The organism is Enterobacter cloacae complex sp. P12RS, assembly GCF_014895875.1.
Taxonomy (GTDB): domain Bacteria; phylum Pseudomonadota; class Gammaproteobacteria; order Enterobacterales; family Enterobacteriaceae; genus Enterobacter; species Enterobacter bugandensis.
In genome coordinates this window covers 1-13516 of record NZ_JADBQO010000050.1, presented here as the reverse complement: position 1 = coordinate 13516, position 13516 = coordinate 1, and the positions used below count along the sequence as shown (strand labels likewise).

Below are 13516 nucleotides of genomic sequence, written 5' to 3'. Positions count from 1 at the left end.
TGTAAGCATCCCAGCTTTAGTTCCACGCACTTTTTGAGAGTTCCGGGTTTTCAGCCATCAGTCGGTATTCTTCCGGCGTCAGGTTATTCAGGGATTCATGAGGCCGCTCGTTGTTATATTCCATCAGCCAGCGCCCGGTAATTTCCCGTGCTTCGTTTAGTGTTCTGAACAAATAAAAATCCAGGATTTCTGTCCGGTATGTCCGGTTGAACCGTTCGATAAAAGCATTTTGTGTCGGCTTACCCGGCTTGATAAATTCGAGCTGCACGCCGTGTTCTTCGGCCCATTGTGCCAGCGCCACCGAGACCAGTTCTGGCCCATTGTCCATCCGCATTTTCAGCGGATATCCGCGGTTTGCCACTATCCTGTCCAGTACCCTGACGACACGCTGAGCCGGGATATTCAGGTCGATTTCTATCGCCAGTGCTTCACGGTTAAAATCATCCACCACATTGAAGGTCCGGAAGCGCCTGCCGCAGACCAGCGCGTCATGCATAAAATCGATGGACCAGCTCTGGTTTAACGCTTGCGGCGTCGCCAGTGGCGCTGGATTACGTACTGGCAGCCGCTGTTTTCCCTTGCGACGAAAATTCAGTTTCAGCAGGCAGTAAATCCGGTGAACACGTTTATGGTTCCAGGTGTTGCCCTGCCTGCGCAGCAGCTGGAACAGCTTCTTAAAACCGTAGCGCGGATAGCGTTCTGCCAGCTCAGTCAGCGCATGGATCACCGGTTCATCACACCGGGTATCAGGCTGATAAAAATACACCGTCCTGCTCAGCGATAACGTCCTGCAGGCCTGACGTAAACTCATGGCAAATTGTGCCGTCAGATAGCCGACGAGTTCACGCTTTATCGCTGGTTTTAGAGCTTTTTTTCGATGACGTCTTTAAGTGCCCGGCACTCAAGGCTGAGATCAGCGAACATCTGTTTCAAACGTCGATTTTCGTCCTCAAGGTCTTTGATTTTTTTGATATCAGCCGCTTCCATCCCGCCATATTTGGCCTTCCAGTTATAGTAGCTGGCTTCGGAAATAGCGGCCTCACGACACACATCTTTGACGGTCCTGCCCGCTTCGACGGACTTCAGGACGGCGATGATCTGGTGCTCGGTGAATCGGATCTTACGCATAGCGATCTCCTCAGGGGACATAATCAGTATGTCGGAAGATCTCTAAAAGTGAATGGGCCGTTTTGCAGGGATACTTACATGCCCTTCTTCGATTAAAAAAGGGTTGCCGCTGAATATCTTTGAGAAGTAACCCATAAGAGTTCTGCTCTCAAACTCTTCTCTATACTCCTTAAAGAACAAGTTTCGGGCCCATATCTCATGGTAGAACTGGATCAATGAGAGGTCTTCAAATTTACGATATGTATCAATCTTAAACCAACTCTTGATGTCTTTTGTATGCTCTGGTGACCAATTGTTCAAAATTCATTCTCCACCTATGCTAGTACTGTCCTACGGGTACAATTCAGTTATGCTGAAAAACTACCGTATACACTAATCGGTGGAAAGCAGATCCTGCTTACGCAGTTCAGCTACCAACTGGTAGTTGAACTGAGGATTGGTTATCTTTTGATACAATTTGCCAATCAGCTAATCGTGAGAACTCATACCATTAAGATTTATGGTTCCTTTTTAGAACCACCAATAAAATAAAAAGTCAAAATAAATATATAAATCATTGAATTGAATAACTAATTACAGGGACGCCAGCCAAAATTCTCCATCGGTGATTACCAGAGTCATCCGATGAAGTCCTAAGAGCCCGCACGGCGCAAGCCCTGCGGGCTTTTTTGTGTCTGCATTTTATCCCGCGAAGTGCGTAAAATATTCCGGCAACAATGGAACATTACGCCATCAAACATTGTTTCGCTCATGCTCAATGAGCCATTCTTTGCGCGAAATACCACCGCCGTAACCCGTCATCTTTCCATCTTTGCCAATTATCCTATGACAAGGGATCACAATCGCAATCCGGTTTGCACCATTAGCTGCAGCGACGGCGCGCACAGCATTAGGCTTATTCATCCCTAGCGAAATGGCCTGATAGTGCGAAGTCTGTCCATAGGGAACTGCACGCAACTCATGCCAGACGGATTGCTGAAAATCGCTGCCTGGGGCATCCACAGAGAGCTCAAACTGTCGGCGAGTTCCGGCAAAATACTCGCTGATTTCTTTTACTGTCTGCCGGGTATGGCTGTTTTCTCCGGTGACAATTCTGGCGTTAAATAAACGCTGGATATCGCGGAATTCTGTTTCTAACATCCGGCGATCGGTAAACTCCAGCAGACACACTCCCCGCTCTGTCGCGCAGACAAACATAGGCCCAAGCGTAGTGGTAAACCGATGAATGACAATCACCTCGGTTGCCTGAGTCGGCGCTGCGCCAGTAAGCCGCTTGTAGATGTAACCAAACCCGCTCAGGGATTCATAGCCATTGTCCAGCGCCACGTCAGTAGCCGCTCGTCCGCTTTTTAGCTCCTGCAGAGCAACGTTCACCCGCTGCATTCGCTGGAAAGCCTGAAAAGTGATGCCGTGATGTTGCAGGAACCAGCGTCTTACCCGCTCCGGACTGATTCCGTGCTGGCGAAGCTGCGCGTCAGCCACACGGGATTTAATATCGCGCCTGACAAGCGCAAGCGCCTGTTCAACAAATAATGGCGCGCTGTGCGCATTTTCAGCGGGTCTGCAGACCTTACAGGGACGAAAGCCATCCGCCAGGGCGGATTTGGCATCTTTATAAAATTCAACATTTTCGCGCCTGGGCTTTCGCGCCCGGCATACCGAAATGCAGAATACGCCAGTAGTTTTGACGCCAACAAAAAATACGCCGGTATATTCTGAATCTCGTTCGAGTAATGCCTGATACCAGATATCACACAAATTCTTATCGGTTATTTTCATTGCTAAAAAGTCCTGCAAATGACTGACGAGTTCGAATCGCATGCATTACATCACTCAGCGTTGACTGCATGGCTGAATGAACAAAATTGCCCATTGAAATGCGGTTTACCCCGGCCCGTTTCAGCCTGTCGAACGACGGAAGATCGGGCATACACATGACGTTCAGAGGCAGGCCCGTTGCCTCTGCAATGAGGCTGATGTCTTTCTCTGACGTAAGACAGGGAACAAAAAGGCCATCAGCACCTGCAGCTTTATAGCTCTGACCCCGTAATATCGTCTCCTGCAATGCGTCATCATGCCCGAGCAGGTAAGTGTCAGTCCGAATGTTCAGAAACAGGCTACAGTTTTCGCTTCTCAGCGCATTGCATACTGTTCTCAGATTACGGGAAAAATCAGAGATATCGTCAAGCTGACGCTTACCATTAATGACTCTGCTGTCTTCAAGGTTAACGCCTGCTACGCCTGTCTGAGCAAGGCGCCTGAGATTAGCGACTATCTCTTCGGCTGAATCACCATATCCTGCTTCCATGTCAACGCTCAATGGCAGGCTGCTGACAGCCCGGATACGGGTGACCACATAAAATAACGCATCAAACGGCATTCCCTGCCCGTCTTCATATCCCAGCATGGACGCTATTGCTGCACTGGACGTTCCCAGTGCCTGATAGCCTGCTTCTTGCGCTGCGACAGCACTGGCGGCGTCCCAAACGTTAGCGATAAGCAGGGGCTGATCCTGGTTGTGGAGTTCTGCAAAATTCATATTCATTTCCTCTCAATAGATTGAAAATGAATCTAAGCATTCAGTATGAACGTCACAACCGAAATTCAGACGACCATTTTTTAGCAAGCGTAGTCTGGATTCGCAGACCAGTCAGATCTGTTGCAAACCAGCTGCGCTAACCTGCATTTTGAGCTTATTAATGAACCAGCGGCCAGCCGGGCCCGGAGGATGCTCTTCTAAATGCACGGCCTGCATGGCAAAACCCGGTCCGACGTCAGGCTGCATCTGCAAATTCAACGTGACCAATTTACCCGTCGCAAGATCCTCCTCAACCACTGGCAGCGGCATATAACCCCATCCAAGCCCGGCACGCAGGAAAGCGTGCTTCGCGCCCATATCGGCCAAATGCCAGGTTTTTGACGACATCACGCCAAAGCTCCGGCCCACGGTAAGCGACGAACGATCGGCCAGCACCAGCTGGACGTGTTCCGCTAAAAGCGAGCGAAGGATCGGCCCTGGCAGGTTAGCCAGCAGATGTTCAGGAGAGACAACGGCCACGGCTGGCACGTTGAGAAGGAATTCAGAGGTGCATCCAGCCGGAATATGCGGCAGCGAGCCGATAATCGCCACCCGACAGTGGCCGTCCAGCAGAGGCTGGAGAACCGCCCCTAATGCTTCAACATACAAACGCAGCGGCGTGTCGGGAAATACCTGATGAAATGCCTGCACCGCAGCGGTGAGCTGCGCAACAGGAAACATCACATCGACGGAGACCGCCAGTTCAGGCTCCAGCCCTTCGGCTAAGGTGCGCGCCTTAGCCTTGAAGGCGTCCATCCCGGCAGCGGCAAGGCGTGCCGCTTCCAGCATCGCGACGCCCGCCTCCGTCAGTTTCGGATATCGCCCGGAGCGATCGAATAATGGGAATCCGACCTGCGCCTCAAGATTGGCCAGCGTCGCGCTGACAACCGACTGCGCGCGCCGCAGTTTACGCCCGGCGGCCGAAAAACTTCCCTCATCAACGGCGGCAATAAATGTGCGCAGTTGATCAACAGACATACCGTCCAGCATGTATCGCTCCGGCAGATGGAATCCATCTAATTATATAGGCTATTCAGATAGGACGAAGATTACTACTCTCTACGCATGTTCACTACTCTTCCTGAAGGAAATTAAGCATGAAAACAACAACTGTAGGTATTATCGGCGCTGGTGCAATTGGGCAAGCCTTTGCGAAACAGCTGGTAAATGCGGGCATGAACGTTATTCTGAGCAACAGCCGCGGGCCGGAAAGCCTGTCTGATGTGGTTGAAGGACTGGGCCGCGGGGCTCGCGCTGGCACCGCACAACAGGCCGCTGAAGCTGACATCGTTTTTGTCAGCACTAACTGGGACAAAACCGAAGCTGCGTTAAGCGGAATTACCTGGAATGGACGCATCCTGATTGACGCCACGAACCCGGTACTTTTGCCCGGCTATAAGCTGGCAGAACTGGGTGGAAAAAACTCAAGCCAGCTTGTGACCCAGTGGGCGCCAGGGGCACGCGTCGTCAAAGCTTTCAATACCCTTCTTGCAGGGGTGCTGGCTCAGGATCCGGCGCAAGCGGGTGGCCATCGTGTCGTCTTTATCTCCGGAGACGATGCAGATGCGAAGGCGGAAGTGAAAGCGTTAGCCGGGCAACTGGGCTTCGCAAGCATTGATTTAGGCAGTCTTGAGATCGGCGGGACGCTACAACAATTCCCTGGAGGGCCTCTTCCGGGGGTAAATCTGGTGCAACTGGCATAGCAAAAGGCAACGCTAACGATGACTCAGCGAACTTCCGCAGAGACGTTTGAAGAATACCTTCCCGGCAAGCTGCTCCGGGAGCATCGGGCGCAATCTTCCCGGGATGTATTCGTTCAAATTCTGGCCCGCAGACAAGTCCAGGAAAACGTCATTATTCCGGCGGTTCCGGAGCCCTTTATCGTCTGGATCCTTTCTGGTCAAGCCGTTGTTGAGGAGCGTTCCCCCGGCGAGGCGTGGTTAGCAAACCGCGTTACCGCAGGCGATTTTTTTCTCACGACGGCGGCCTCTCCCACTGAAATGCGGTGGCAAGCCGAGCCAGATATACCGTTCGTCGTCATGCATGTGTATATCGGCGTGGCCATGATGCAGGAGTGTGAACTGCGAGAAGTCTCCGGCGCGCGCGACGAAACGCTATCCGCGCTGCTGGAGCAGATACGCCAGGAGCTGTATCTGCAAACTCCCCCAAGCGGCCCCTTTATCCAGGGGATTGCCCAAGCGCTGACGGTACACCTGGTTCGCACCTACGGCACGCATACGAAACGACACCGGGGAGGTCTGCAGGCATTTAAACTGCACCGGGTCTTTACGGCAATGCGGGAAGGGTTGGCCCAGCCGTTTGACCTGGCACGGCTGGCTAAGCTGACCGATCTCAGCGAATACCATTTTAGCCGCGCCTTCAAACAGTCGACCGGGCTTTCGCCCTCCCACTATTTTATCCGGCTACGCATGGAGGAAGCGCGCCGCATGCTGTCGGAAACCAATGATTCCATTATCAATATTGCCCTGAACGTGGGATACACCAGCCCCAGCCATTTTGCTGCCGTCTTCCTCAGGCATAACGGCGTGACGCCCTCGCACTATCGCAGCGATATCGTTCGCAGCAAAAGTCCGACAGTTTAAGCAAAAGCCCGCGCGAAGCCACCGCCTGAAACATCCATTATTGACCCGTACTTCAGACGTTCTTTCTGAAGCGTTGAAATTAACTCTCACGAGGATCAGTTATGGAACTTAAAGATAAAGTCGCTCTCATCACCGGTGCTTCAAGCGGGATTGGTGCCGCCACGGCAAAAAAATTAGCGAAACAGGGCGTCAGGGTCGGTCTCGCCGCCCGCCGCCTGGATCGCCTGCAGGCGCTGGTCTCTGACATTGAGGCTGCTGGCGGCGAAGCCATTGCGCTGGTTATGGACGTCACTGACCCGGCCTCGGTTAATGAAGGGGTCGCGACACTGCATAAACGCTATGGCCACATTGATATCGCCTTCAATAACGCCGGGCTGATGCCGATCTCTGATATTGCCAGCCTCAAAGTCGATGAATGGCACCAAATGGTAGACGTGAACGTAAAAGGCCTCTTTAACACCGTAGCGGCCGTACTACCGATTATGCAGTCGCAGCGGTCTGGTCACATCATCAATACCTCGTCGATCGCTGGGCGCAAAACGTTCCCCGGACTTGGGGTGTACTGTGCAACGAAGCACGCCGTTGCCGCCTTCTCGGATATTTTGCGTATGGAAGTGGCGCCGCAGTTCAACATTCGCGTCACCTCACTCCAGCCGGGTGCCGTAGAAAGTGAATTATTCGAGCATATCAGTGACGAAAATTATCGTGCGCAGATGGAACAGCTGAAGGAGAAGATGACGTTCCTGAAAGCCGATGATATCGCCGACTCGATTGTTTACGTGCTGCAGGCACCGGAACATGTGGACGTGGCAGAGCTGTTTATTATGCCGACCGAGCAGCCGTGGTAAGAAAGTAAAGCGGGTCAGGCAACGGCCTGACCCGCTAATTTTCATCCGCAACGTTAGTTCGCAGATGCCGTCGGTCTGATCGTAATTTCTGTTGTATCGACACTCTCAGGCGCCTCGATGATATGGCGCACAGCGCGGGCGATATCAGCAGGTTTGAGGGCAATAGCACGGTACGCGTCCATCGCCGCCATGGTTTCCGGGTGCGTAATGGTCGAGGCCAGTTCGCTTTCCACTACCCCAGGGTTAACGCAGGTCACGCGGATGTTCGAACTTTCCTGACGTAAACCATCCGAAATCGCCCGTACGGCGAATTTGGTGGCACAGTAGACAGCAGCCGTGGGCACCACGGACAAGGCACCAATCGAGCCGATATTAATGATTTGTCCCGACCCCTGGGCTTCCATAATCGGCAGAACGGCGCCTATCCCCCACAGCACGCCTTTGATATTCACGTCAATGGTGCGCTCCCACTCATCCTGCTTGCCTGCCGAAAGCGGAGAAAGAGGCATGATGCCCGCGTTGTTAATCAGCACGTCAATGCGGCCCCACTTTTCACGCGCTGCCTGTACGAAGTCAGCCATCGACTGGCGGCTGGTAACGTCTAAGACTGCGGCCTCTGCTTCCCCCCCTGCACTGCGGATTTCAGCAGCCAGGGCGTTGATGCGATCCAGCCTGCGAGCGCCCAGGAAAACGTTCGCGCCTGCCTTGCCTAACTCTCTGGCAATACCTTCTCCGATACCGCTTGATGCACCGGTAATTAAGATAACTTTGTTCATGTTTTGCTCCTTACGTTGAGTTCAACGTGATAATAGATACTCACCATTGTTTCTTGTATCCTGCATTTACTGGACTCACTGGTTAGCAATATTAAACAATGAAAATCGATCTCAATCTGTTACCCGTTTTTCTGGCGGTCGCCGAGGAGCGTAGCTTTAGCGCTGCCGCCGCGCGGCTGGGCATAACCCGCTCCGCTGTCAGTCAGGGGATTAGGCGTCTTGAAGATGGTTTTCAAACCCTGCTGGTGATGCGCACCACGCGCTCGGTAAGCCTCACTGAAGCAGGGGAACGGCTGCGTAAATCGTTGCAGGCCCCCATCGCCAATATTGAAGCGGCATTTGAAGACGTCGCGTCGGACAGCACACCGCGCGGCCAGCTCAGAATCGCGGTCACCTCAATCGCGGAAGCGTTTCTCTCTGGCCCGCTGCTCGCTTCGTTTGCGGCTGCGCATCCTGCGGTATCGCTTGATATCTTCGTGTCGGACGAGGAGTTCGATATCGTGGCGGCGGGCTATGACGCCGGGGTAAGGCTGGGTGAAGTTATTGAAAAAGACATGATCGCCGTTCCCCTTACGGGTCAGCAGCGTGAGAGGGTGGTGGCTTCACCGTCCTATCTGGCGACTCACGGCGTACCTGAGCACCCCCGCGAGCTGGTGGCTCACCGGTGTATCGGCTGGCGCCCAGCCCCGGACGTTGCCCCCTATCGCTGGGAATTTGAGGAGGCGGGCGTTCCTTTCGATGTGGCGATTGAACCGCAGATCACCACAAACGATCTGCGCCTTATGCTCAGCCTGGCACTGGCCGGCGGCGGCATAACCTTAGCCACGGAGGATACATTCACTCCGTATATTGAAACGGGGCAGCTTGTTGCCCTGCTGGATACGTTTCTTCCGTCTTTTCCAGGCTTTTATCTCTATTTCCCCCAGCGTCACAATATGGCGCCCAAGCTAAGAGCCCTGATCGAGCACGTCCGCCAGTGGCGAGAGCCAGCGGCAACGTAAAGCGTTCAACGCTAACAAGGCCAGTAACTTTCATGCAGATTTTCCTTACCCTGCCGCTGCCCTTTGATAAACATCAACGACACCGCCCTCCTCCCATGGAAAAGTAAAAACGGACACAATTCACTCAGGGGATATGTCGTGCCGGGGATGGCTTAACGATGTATCTCGTACGCTGGACAAGACATCACACAAGGATGGAGCCTTAAAATGTACAGACCCATGGTCGTTATTTTCTTTATTCTGCTGACCCTTGCAGCCCTCATAGAAATAGGTTTTTTATCCTTCGGGTGATCCTCAAGCAAGGAGGCGCTTACCTGGGTACTTTGATCTCATTACAGTTTTTTCCTAAAGCCACCCCGCTTCGTCTGTGCCATGCTGAATCACGCTCATAACCGATAACGTTAAATGAGGATATTATGAAAAAAACAATTATCGCATTATCTGCCGTTCTGCTGGCTTCCCCAGTATTTGCTGCGACCACACATGCAACTGACGATACCGTCGCTGCGGCGAACGCAAACGCCAACGAAGCGAAGCAAAAACTGCACGAAGAGCAGAACAAAGGCGAAGAGCTGAAGCTGAAACAGCAGCATGCTGCGGAAGGTAAAAGCGAAAGCTTTGGCAGCAAAGTCAGCGAAGATTCCCAGAAAGCCTGGCATAAAACCAAAGAAGGCACCCAGAAGGGGTGGGATGCCACTAAAGAAGGCGCAGAGAAAGGCTGGAACAAAACCAAAGAAGGTGCCAGCGAGCTGGAAAAGAAAGTCACTGAATAACCGACATACTCACCTCAGGGCCGCGTTAGCGGCCTTTTTTATTGCTTCGAATAAAAGCGATACGTCGTGTATATCTGCCCCTTTTTGTTCGCCGCCTTATGACGACAGATAGGATTGATGCAAATGTCCGGATGCCCATCCCTGCGGTCATTTTTTTTCGCCCTCAGTATCAGGTTAATGAATGACCGTATTGAAAATACAGCAGGTTATTATATTTCCTGCTCGCAGTAGCATAATTCCAACACCACATAAGAATATATTTTAAATCCCTATTAATATAATATATCCTACATCAAGAATGTTATCCTAACTTAAACCATGATTAAGCAGCTTTAAATAATAACATTTTTAATTGCATTCAAAAACGACACTACCAATTATTAAACTACATCTAAAACATAAATAAAAAAGTATACTGAAATCAGAAAATATCCAACAAAAACAATCTATTAATAAAACAAATACATAAACCTCATCAATAAATTAATGGCCTCTTTACGACCTACCTCTTTATTTACGAAAGCTTAATTTGCACATTCACCGTTTTCTGGCTATATCATTTTTATATTCTCAAAACCAAATCCTCTATTAATTACAGGGTTTTATAAGGCACAAAATACGCATAACAAACATTCTGTCTCGTAAGTAATTACATTCGCTCTGATGTTGCCACTCTGAATCCTGGCGGGCATCGTTCGCTCTAAAAAGACGGTGAGTGCTGTTTAAAAAACAGTAACTCCGCCGGGGGCGCCCTTTACCTTCTCCAGAGATGGCTCGTCTTGCTCGTCGTTCACGATAACTCTGCTGGAGTAATACCTAAATGAGCCAAATCTCTGTTATATCAAAACTCACTGGCGTGGAAACGACTACGGAAGGCACACAGGTTACGCTGAGCCATTCCTCTATCGTTGAGCTTCATGTAGAGCGAGCCGATGTCTCCCACTTCGCGCGAAGTGGTAACGATCTGGTGGTGACACTGCACTCAGGGGAAGTGATCACCCTTAAAAATTTCTATGTCACCGACGCGCAGGGCGTGAGCCAGCTGGTGCTCCAGGAGAGTGACGGTGCGTTATGGTGGATTGAAGATCCCACCGGAGCCGCCACGTACGAATCCATCGCGTCCACGGACGCCTTGCTGGCCGCATCCGGGAGTGATGCAGGTGGTGCCGCCATCTGGCCGTGGGCGCTGGGCGGCATTGTCGCGGCTGGCGCCATCGCGGCGGTGGCAAGCTCCAGCGGCGGGGGCGGCGGGGATGACGATGATGGGAATAACAACAATCCTAACCCTAACCCCAGTACGCCAGTCGATCCCACCAACCCGGATACAACACCGCCGAATGCACCCTCCAGCCTTCAGTTCTCGTCGGACGGTAAAAGCGTCACCGGTACCGCCGAGCCCGGCAGTACCATCACGCTGAAAGACGCGAACGGCAACGTCCTTGGCACCGGAAAAACAGGCAGTGACGGCAACTTTACCGTGTCTCTCGGCACTCCGCTGACCAACGGCGAACAGGTGACCGCCACCGCGACAGATGCGGCCGGGAATACCAGCCAGGGCACAACGATTACGGCGCCGGATCTCACCGCACCCGATGCCCCAACGATCGGCAGCGTGACGGACGATATTGATCCTCAAACGGGGTCGGTCACAAACGGCGGCAGCACCAACGATCCACGCCCGCAGCTCAGCGGCACCGCGGAGGCGGGCTCCACCGTAACCATCTATGATGGCGGAGTCGCCATTGGCACGGCGCTCGTCGCCAGCAACGGCACCTGGACATTTACCCCGTCAACCGATCTGACTGAAAGCACCCACCAGATTACCGTGCGGGCAACCGACGCCGCCGGCAACCTCGGACCGGCCTCACCGGTATTTACCCTCACCGTGGATCTTACCCCGCCGACCGCGCCGACCGCGATTGTGCTGACCGACGACACGGGTGCGATCAGAGGGACCATAACCGCAGGCACACCTACCGATGCGTCAAAGCCGATCCTGGCGGGAACGGGCGAGCCCGGTGGCACAATCACTATCTACGATAACGGCGTCGCGGTTGGAACCACAACGGTGCTGCCGAACGGCACCTGGAGCGTCACGCCAGACGGCCCGCTCGCGGACGGAACGCACACGATAACCGTCGTTGAAACCGATGCAGCCGGAAACCAGAGTGCGGCCTCAGAGCCAATCATCTTCACCGTGGACACCACGCCGCCGCTGGCCCCCGGCGACCTCGTCGTATCGAATGATGGCGGCACCATCACCGGCACCGCGGAGCCTGGCAGCACGGTAACCATCCGTGAAGGCGACGCTATCCTTGGCACCCCGGTGGCCGACAGCGAGGGCAACTTTAGCCTGACGCTGACCCCGCCTAAGCTCAACGGCGAAATCCTGACCGCAGACGCCACCGACGCTGCGGGCAACACGGGGCCAGCAACCTCCGCAGCAGCGCCGGATATCAGCCCACCGCAGGCCCCGGTTATCGTGTCGGTGATTGACGACGTGCTGAACACAACCGGTCCCGTGGACCAGAATGGGCTGACCAACGACCGGGCGCCGACCCTGAACGGCACGGGCGAACCCGGTTCGACCATCACGATTTTCAACGGCAGCGATATCATCGGCACGGTGGTCGTCCCCTCATCCGGCCTGTGGAACTTTACGCCGCCCTCTCCGCTGGCCGATGGTACGTATGTGCTGACGGCAACGGCGACGGATGCCGCCGGTAACCCGAGCGGACAATCGAACGCGTGGACCATTATCGTCGACGGGACGGCGCCAGCCGCCCCGGTGATTACGCAGGTCGTTGACGATGTGCCTGAACGTACTGGCTCGCTCGACCTCAATGAGACCACCAATGATTCAACTCCGACGCTCAGCGGTACCGCCGAGGCCAACGCCACGGTCACCATCCGCGTGGATGGGGTTGATATTGGAACCACCGTCGCCGATGGCCTCGGCGCGTGGAGCTTTACTCCGGACACCCCGATCGCTGAGGGTCAACATACCCTGACCGCCGTCGCAACTGACGCGGCGGGCAACATTAGCGGCGTTTCCAACAGCTGGGGCATCATCATTGACAGCGTTGCCCCGGATGCGCCGGTCATTACCCAGGTGGTGGATGACGTGCCAGAGCGCCTCGGCGCGCTCAACTCTGGCGACAGCACCAATGACACCACGCCGACGCTCAACGGCACCGCGGAGCCGGGCTCAACCGTCACCATCCGCCAGGACGGCGTCGATCTCACTACCATTGTGATCGACAGCAGCGGCACGTGGACCTATACCCCAACCACACCGCTTGTTAACGGCACCTATACCTTTACCGCCGTCACCACCGATGGAGCGGGTAATACCAGCCAGCCGTCAGGCGGCTTCACCCTGACCGTCGATACCACACCGCCAGCGGCGGCCACCATCGCCACCGTAACCGATGACGTCGGCGGCGTTAACGGGCCGCTTACCAGCGGCGACACCACCGACGACACCACGCCGACCCTGAACGGCACCGCGCCGGCAGATGCGGTGATTACCGTCTATGACGGTACCACCCTGCTCGGCACCGCGACCCTCGACGGCAGCGGCGGCTGGAGCTTTACCCCCGTTATCCCGCTCACCGACGGCCCGCATACGCTGACGGTGCATGCCACGGATGCCGCGGGCAATACCACCATCTCAACGCCGTTTGAACTGACGGTAGATACCGTTCCGCCAGCCACGCCGGATATCCCGGCAATCACCGTCAATCCTGACGGTACAGAAACGCCGCTGAACCCGGGAGAAACCACCCGCGACACCACGCCGACCCTGA

The 13516-nt window shown here is 54.2% G+C and carries 12 protein-coding genes; 6 read left to right on the top strand and 6 right to left on the bottom strand.

The annotated features are described in order from the left end of the window. Positions 1-16 precede the first annotated feature (16 nt). From IM284_RS20755 to IM284_RS20740, 5 genes are all read right to left on the bottom strand, one after another. A protein-coding gene (locus tag IM284_RS20755; protein WP_182034553.1) for an IS3 family transposase occupies positions 17-1128 on the bottom strand; the annotation gives its coding sequence in 2 pieces (ribosomal slippage) (positions 17-867 and positions 867-1128; 1113 coding nt in all). A gap of 42 nt (positions 1129-1170) precedes the next feature. Beyond that, positions 1171-1428, bottom strand: a complete 258-nt coding sequence (locus IM284_RS23435; protein WP_047367540.1) for a DUF6387 family protein — start codon at positions 1426-1428, stop codon at positions 1171-1173. 432 nt (positions 1429-1860) lie between these two features. Next, positions 1861-2907, bottom strand: a complete 1047-nt coding sequence (locus tag IM284_RS20750; protein ID WP_045631577.1) for a bifunctional transcriptional activator/DNA repair enzyme AdaA — start codon at positions 2905-2907, stop codon at positions 1861-1863. Continuing rightward, the gene (locus IM284_RS20745) at positions 2891-3667 is read right to left on the bottom strand and encodes an isocitrate lyase/phosphoenolpyruvate mutase family protein (RefSeq protein WP_193055880.1); all 777 of its coding nucleotides are present in this window, start codon (positions 3665-3667) and stop codon (positions 2891-2893) included. The genes IM284_RS20750 and IM284_RS20745 overlap by 17 nt, the downstream gene beginning before the upstream one ends. 111 nt (positions 3668-3778) lie before the next feature. Next, entirely contained in the window at positions 3779-4696 is a 918-nt protein-coding gene (locus tag IM284_RS20740) for a LysR family transcriptional regulator (RefSeq protein WP_047367538.1), read from the bottom strand. 107 nt (positions 4697-4803) lie between these two features. On the opposite strand from IM284_RS20740, the gene IM284_RS20735 reads away from it, so the two are divergent. The 3 genes from IM284_RS20735 (at position 4804) to IM284_RS20725 (ending at position 7157) form a co-directional block, all read left to right on the top strand. Continuing rightward, complete coding sequence (locus IM284_RS20735; protein WP_047367537.1) at positions 4804-5409, top strand: NADPH-dependent F420 reductase; 606 nt, start codon at positions 4804-4806, stop codon at positions 5407-5409. An 18-nt stretch (positions 5410-5427) separates the two neighbouring features. Beyond that, a complete protein-coding gene (locus IM284_RS20730; protein ID WP_047367536.1) occupies positions 5428-6309 on the top strand; it encodes a helix-turn-helix domain-containing protein in 882 nt (293 codons plus the stop codon). A 101-nt stretch (positions 6310-6410) separates the two neighbouring features. Beyond that, positions 6411-7157: an SDR family oxidoreductase gene (locus IM284_RS20725; RefSeq protein WP_047367535.1), complete on the top strand. Its 747-nt coding sequence runs from the start codon at positions 6411-6413 to the stop codon at positions 7155-7157. A 53-nt stretch (positions 7158-7210) separates the two neighbouring features. Here the strand turns inward: IM284_RS20725 and IM284_RS20720 are convergent, their stop codons facing one another. After that, the gene (locus IM284_RS20720) at positions 7211-7933 is read right to left on the bottom strand and encodes an SDR family oxidoreductase (protein ID WP_047367534.1); all 723 of its coding nucleotides are present in this window, start codon (positions 7931-7933) and stop codon (positions 7211-7213) included. A gap of 98 nt (positions 7934-8031) precedes the next feature. Here IM284_RS20720 and IM284_RS20715 point away from each other — a divergent pair, with 98 nt between their 5' ends. From IM284_RS20715 to IM284_RS20705, 3 genes are all read left to right on the top strand, one after another. Then, positions 8032-8934 carry a LysR family transcriptional regulator gene (locus IM284_RS20715; protein WP_047367533.1) on the top strand — a complete coding sequence of 301 codons (903 nt, stop codon included), beginning with the start codon at positions 8032-8034 and terminating at the stop codon, positions 8932-8934. 416 nt (positions 8935-9350) lie between these two features. Continuing rightward, positions 9351-9707, top strand: coding sequence for a hypothetical protein (locus tag IM284_RS20710; RefSeq protein ID WP_047367532.1), 357 nt, complete (start codon positions 9351-9353; stop codon positions 9705-9707). Positions 9708-10527: 820 nt separating this feature from the next. Continuing rightward, positions 10528-13516, top strand: a 2989-nt coding sequence (locus IM284_RS20705; RefSeq protein ID WP_193055879.1) for an Ig-like domain-containing protein, incomplete at its 3' end; no start/stop codon positions are given.

Coding starts and splice junctions, on each gene's coding strand:
- IM284_RS20710 (WP_047367532.1), top strand. CDS start 9,351: ATGAAAAAAACAATTATCGCATTATCTGCCGTTCTGCTGGCTTCCCCA.
- IM284_RS20735 (WP_047367537.1), top strand. CDS start 4,804: ATGAAAACAACAACTGTAGGTATTATCGGCGCTGGTGCAATTGGGCAA.
- IM284_RS20720 (WP_047367534.1), bottom strand. CDS start 7,933: ATGAACAAAGTTATCTTAATTACCGGTGCATCAAGCGGTATCGGAGAA.
- IM284_RS20745 (WP_193055880.1), bottom strand. CDS start 3,667: ATGAATTTTGCAGAACTCCACAACCAGGATCAGCCCCTGCTTATCGCT.
- IM284_RS20750 (WP_045631577.1), bottom strand. CDS start 2,907: ATGAAAATAACCGATAAGAATTTGTGTGATATCTGGTATCAGGCATTA.
- IM284_RS20715 (WP_047367533.1), top strand. CDS start 8,032: ATGAAAATCGATCTCAATCTGTTACCCGTTTTTCTGGCGGTCGCCGAG.
- IM284_RS20725 (WP_047367535.1), top strand. CDS start 6,411: ATGGAACTTAAAGATAAAGTCGCTCTCATCACCGGTGCTTCAAGCGGG.
- IM284_RS20740 (WP_047367538.1), bottom strand. CDS start 4,696: ATGCTGGACGGTATGTCTGTTGATCAACTGCGCACATTTATTGCCGCC.
- IM284_RS20730 (WP_047367536.1), top strand. CDS start 5,428: ATGACTCAGCGAACTTCCGCAGAGACGTTTGAAGAATACCTTCCCGGC.